The following is a 4551-nucleotide window of genomic DNA, read 5'->3' as shown; positions in this document are numbered from 1 at the left end:
CCGGCGGGGGAGCGCGGCGGGGGGACGGTGTGGCCCGCCCGGGTCTGTGTCATGGAGGCAGCGTCCCAGCCGGCGGCCCGCCGCGAGCGGCGCTGCGGCCGCGCTTCCCCGGAACGGGGGAACGCGGCGGGTCCGGCCCCGCGGGAGCGGCCCCCACCGGTATCAGGAGGGGCGGTCGCCGTCGTCCCTCCCGGGGCCCGCGTCGTACGAGGAGGTGCCCGAGTCCAGCAGCGGCTCGGCGGTCTTCAGGTGGGCGGGGGCGAAGGCGCGCAGCACGTGGTAGCCGGTGATCACCACGATGGTGCCGAGCGCGATGCCGCCCAGCTCGAAGTTGTCGGTGATCTTCAGGCTGACGCCGCCGACGCCGATGATGATGCCGGCGGCGGCCGGGACCAGGTTGAGCGGGTTGCGCAGGTCCACCCCGGCGTTGATCCAGATCTGCGCGCCGAGCAGGCCGATCATGCCGTACAGGATGACGGTGATGCCGCCGAGCACCCCGCCGGGGATGGCGGCGACCACCGCGCCGAACTTGGGGCACAGGCCGAAGAGCAGGGCGAACCCGGCCGCGGCCCAGTAGGCGGCGGTGGAGTAGACCCGGGTGGCCGCCATCACGCCGATGTTCTCGGAGTAGGTGGTGTTCGGCGGGCCGCCGACCGCGGTGGAGAACACCGAGCCCACACCGTCCGCGGCGATGGCGGTGCCCAGCTTGTCGTCCAGGGACTTCCCGGTCATCTCGCCGACCGCCTTGACGTGCCCGGCGTTCTCCGCGATCAGCGCGATCACCACCGGCAGCGCGACCAGGATCGCCGACCACTCGAAGGCCGGGGCGTGGAAGGACGGCAGCCCGATCCAGTCGGCCTTCGCCACACCGGACAGGTCCAGCCGCCAGTGGTCGACCGCCTCGGCGCCGCCGGCCGGGGAGTGGATCATGCCGAAGACCAGGTCGAGGACCCAGGAGAGCGCGTAGCCGAAGACCAGGCCGAGGAAGATCGCGATCCGGGACCAGAAGCCGCGCAGGCAGACCACCGCCAGCCCGGTGAACAGCATCACCAGCAGCGCCGTCCACTGGTCCTGCGGCCAGTAGGTGCTCGCGGTGACCGGGGCGAGGTTGAAGCCGATCAGCATCACCACCGCGCCGGTCACGATCGGCGGCATGGCGGCGTGGATGATCCGCGCCCCGAACCGCTGCACCGCGAGCCCGGCCAGGAACAGCACCGCGCCGACCACCAGGACCGCCCCGGTGACGGTGGCGCTGTCCCCGCCGGAGGCCCGGATGGCGGCGGCCACACCGACGAAGGAGAGCGAGCAGCCCAGGTAGCTGGGCACCTGGTCGCGGGTGGCGAGCAGGAAGATCGCGGTCGCCACGCCGGACATCATGATCGCCAGGTTGGGGTCGAGCCCCATCAGGACCGGGGCGACGAACGACGCCCCGAACATGGCCACCACGTGCTGGGCGCCCAGGCCCGCCGTGCGCGGCCAGGACAGCCGCTCGTCGGGTCGGACGACGGCGCCGGGCGCGGGGGTGCGCCCGTCGCCGTGCACGGTCCAGCGCACGCCGAGGTTCATGAGGGGTGGCTCCGGTTTCTGGGAGGCGGGGGAGGGGCCGGCCGCGCCGCGCGGGCGTACGCCGGGGGCGCGTGGCCGGAAAGCGGCCACGCGCCATCGTAGAGGCCGGTCGTCACCAGGACGCGGGACGGTCGGCGGCCGGTCGGGGCCGGTCCGCTCTCCGTCACCCGGGCCGCCCGGCGCCCGTGCCGCGCCCCGGCTACTTCACCGGATCGCCCGCCGGGCCCTTGGCGCCCGCCGCGTCCTTGAGCGCGGCCCCCGCCGCGTCCGCCGTGCCGCTCCGGGCGCCGGGGCTGAGCACGCGCGCGCCGAGCACCAGGCCGAAGGCCAGCAGGGTCACCACGCCGAAGGAGACGGTCAGCGAGGTCAGGTCGGCCAGGCCGCCGATCGCCGAGGGGGCCACCAGACCCGAGGTGTACGTGATGGTGGCGACGCCCGCGATGGCCTGGCTCGGGTTGGGGCCGCTGCGGGCCGCGGCGGCGAACGCCAGCGGGACGACCACCGCCACCCCGAGCCCGATCAGGCCGAATCCGGCCAGCGCGACCGCCGGATGAGGGGCCAGCACCACCAGCGCCCCGCCCGCGGTGGCGGCGAGCCCGCCGGTGCGCACCGTGCGGACCGGGCCGAAGCGGTCCACCACCCGGTCGCCGACCAGCCGGGCCACCGCCATGGTCAGCGCGAACGCCGTGGTGGAGGCCGCGGCGAGACCGGCCGACGTGCCGAGCTGGTCGCGCAGGTAGACCGCCGACCAGTCCAGGCTGGCGCCCTCCGCGAACACCCCGCAGAACCCGATCGCCCCGATCACCAGCGCCGACTTCGGCGGCAGCGCGAACCGCGGCGGCGGCTCCTCGTCCGGGGTGCTGCGCAGGTCCAGCACCCCCTGGCAGAACAGCAGGCCGAACACGGTCAGCACGGTCGCGGCGATCAGGTGGTGCACCCGGGCGTCCCCGCCCAGGTGCGCGGCCAGCGTGCCGGCCGCCGAGCCGAGCAGCGCGCCCGCGCTCCACATGCCGTGCAGGCTGGACATGATCGAGCGGTCCAGCCGCCGCTCCACCTCCACGCCCAGCGCGTTCATCGCCACGTCCGACATCCCGGAGGCGGCCCCGTACACGAACAGCGCCGCGGCCAGCCCCCACACGTTGGGCGCCAGCGAGGGCAGGGTCAGCGACAGCGTCCACAGCACCAGCAGCAGCCGCAGCGCCGGGCGGGCGCCCATCCGGTGGCTGACCGCCCCGGCCAGCGGCATCGCCAGCGACGCGCCCAGTGCCGGGAAGGCGAGCGCCAGGCCGAGCTGGCCGGCGCTCACCCCGGCGTGGTCGGCGATCCAGGGGATCCGGGTGGCGAAGCTGCCCGCCACCGCTCCGTGCACACAGAACACCGCCGCCACCGCGAACCGCGCCCGCCGCAGCCGCGCCGGTGTGGACACCGCCTCCACCGCCATGGACCCTCCCCGTCTCCCGCTCGGACCGTCTGCCGGGCGGTAAACTATCAGGAAGGTTGCCTGATAGTAAGACGGTTCTAGGAAGCCCGCCGAGACGGACTTCCCCGGGGGACCCCGCCGAGACGGCCGTCCGGCCCGCTTCTGGAAGGATTCCGGCATGCCTGCATCGCCCAGCACCGCCCGGGCCATCAACGACCGGCTCGCACTGCGGTTCCTCCGCGACGAGGGGCCGCTGACCGCCGGTCAGCTCAAGTCGCTGACCGGCCTGTCCCGGCCGTCCGTCGCCGACCTGGTCGACCGGCTCCAGGAGTCCGGCCTGATCCGGGTGGTCGGCGAGGCGGGCGCCCAGCGCCGCGGCCCCAACGCCCGGCTGTACGGGCTGGTCGCCGACCGCGCCCACCTCGCGGCCCTGGACGTGCGCACCCACAGCGTCTCCGTGGTCGTCACCGACCTGCTCGGCGCGGTCCTCGCCGAGGCCGCGCTCCCGATGGACCCCCGGCACGCCGAGGGCGACCCCGGCCCCGCCGTCGAACGCGCCGCCGCACTGCTGGAGCGGACCGTCGCGGACGCGGGGGCCACCAAGCTGCACAGCGTCGGCATCGGCGCCCCCGGCCTGATCGACCCGCACACCGGCGAGCTGCGGGACTCCAGCGGCCTGCCCGCCTGGCACCGCCGCCTGGTCGCCGCGCTCCAGCAGCGCCTCACCGCCGCCGTGCGGGTGGAGAACGAGACCAACGTGGCCGCCGTCGCCGAGCAGCGCGAGGGGGCCGCCCGGGACCGCGACACCTTCGTGCTGCTCTGGCTCGGCGAGGGCGTCGGCGCGGCCCTCGTCCTGGACGGCGAGCTGCGGCGCGGGGCGTCCGGGGGCGCGGGGGAGATCGGCTTCCTGCCGGTGCCCGGCACCGGCGGCCTGCCGTCGGCCACCGGATGCGACGGCGGCTTCCACGCGCTGGCCGGCTCCGCCGCGATCACCGCGCTGGCCGCGCGGCACGGCCTGGTCCCCGGTGCGGACGGTGGACCGGTGCCGGCCGGCGCGGTCGCCGTCCGCACCGCGCTGGCCACCGGCGCGGACGCCTTCCTGGACGCCCTGGCCGGGCGGATCGCGCTGGGCGCGGCGTCCGTCAGCGCCGTCCTCGACCCGGGGTGCGTGGTGCTCGGCGGCGAGACCGGGCGCGCGGGCGGCGCCGACCTCGCCGCCCGGGTGGAGGCCCGGCTCGGTGAGCTGTCGCCGCTGCGCACCGAGGTCCGCGCCGGCCTCCTCGGTGGCGCGGCCGTCCTGCGCGGCGCCCTGCTCACCGTCCGGGACGCCGCCCAGGACGAGCTGTTCGGCCCGGCGAGGACGACCGGCTGAGCCGGCGCAGGGCCGCCGCCGCCCCCTCGGGCCGGCCCTTCCTCAGGGGCCCTTCCCTCAGGGCCCCCCTCTCAGCGGGCGGCCCGGCGTCCCGGTCCCGCCGGTCACCCCGGTCCGGACGGCGGTCACCCGCCCGACCTGTCATGCCTCTGCCGCCCTTCCGCATGCGGAAGGGCGGCAGAGGCATGACAGG

At 76.3% G+C, this 4551-nt stretch carries 3 protein-coding genes; 1 reads left to right on the top strand and 2 read right to left on the bottom strand.

The window, feature by feature from the left end; translation table 11 throughout:
* Window positions 1-162 precede the first annotated feature (162 nt).
* Window positions 163-1566, bottom strand: a complete 1404-nt coding sequence (locus tag C6N75_RS23315) for a uracil-xanthine permease family protein (protein WP_105870861.1) — start codon at window positions 1564-1566, stop codon at window positions 163-165.
* Between the two features lie 199 nt (window positions 1567-1765).
* Window positions 1766-3007 (bottom strand): MFS transporter, encoded by a 1242-nt coding sequence (locus C6N75_RS23310; RefSeq protein WP_105870860.1) that lies wholly within the window; start codon window positions 3005-3007, stop codon window positions 1766-1768.
* Window positions 3008-3164: 157 nt separating this feature from the next.
* On the opposite strand from C6N75_RS23310, the gene C6N75_RS23305 reads away from it, so the two are divergent.
* Window positions 3165-4358, top strand: coding sequence for an ROK family transcriptional regulator (locus C6N75_RS23305; protein ID WP_105870859.1), 1194 nt, complete (start codon window positions 3165-3167; stop codon window positions 4356-4358).
* Window positions 4359-4551 lie beyond the last annotated feature (193 nt).

It is taken from the genome of Streptomyces solincola, assembly GCF_002982015.1.
In the GTDB taxonomy this organism is placed as follows: domain Bacteria; phylum Actinomycetota; class Actinomycetes; order Streptomycetales; family Streptomycetaceae; genus Streptomyces; species Streptomyces solincola.
Note: the sequence above shows the minus strand (reverse complement) of the source record. Positions and strands in the feature narration are given on the sequence as shown.